At 58.1% G+C, this 279-nt stretch carries 1 pseudogene; it reads right to left on the bottom strand.

Annotation, left to right across the window (positions count from 1 at the left end):
* Positions 1-279, bottom strand: a pseudogene (gene rbsC / locus SB756_RS29520) (ribose ABC transporter permease); the annotation flags it as partial.

The raw sequence follows: 279 nt of genomic DNA, 5'->3' as shown, positions 1-279 counted from the left end.
ATACCCACCAGCGACGCACCTACCGCGCCCGTCAGGGCCAGCAGCGATCCTACAGAGAGGTCGATACCAGAAGTCAGGATCACCAGCGTCATCCCGACCGCCATAATGGCGTTAACCGAGGTCTGCTGCAGAATGTTGAACAGGTTCGCCACGGTAAAGAAGTTCGGGCTCTGGCTGGCCACCACGGCGATCAGCACCATCAGCGCAATCAGCGACTTCTGTTCCAGTAGCCAGCTTTTGCTAAACCAGCGACGGCTGGCAGGTAAAGTTTGGGTCGTC

This window comes from Pseudomonas sp. SIMBA_068, from assembly GCF_046534705.1.
Taxonomy (GTDB): domain Bacteria; phylum Pseudomonadota; class Gammaproteobacteria; order Pseudomonadales; family Pseudomonadaceae; genus Aquipseudomonas; species Aquipseudomonas putida.
Note: the sequence above shows the minus strand (reverse complement) of the source record. Positions and strands in the feature narration are given on the sequence as shown.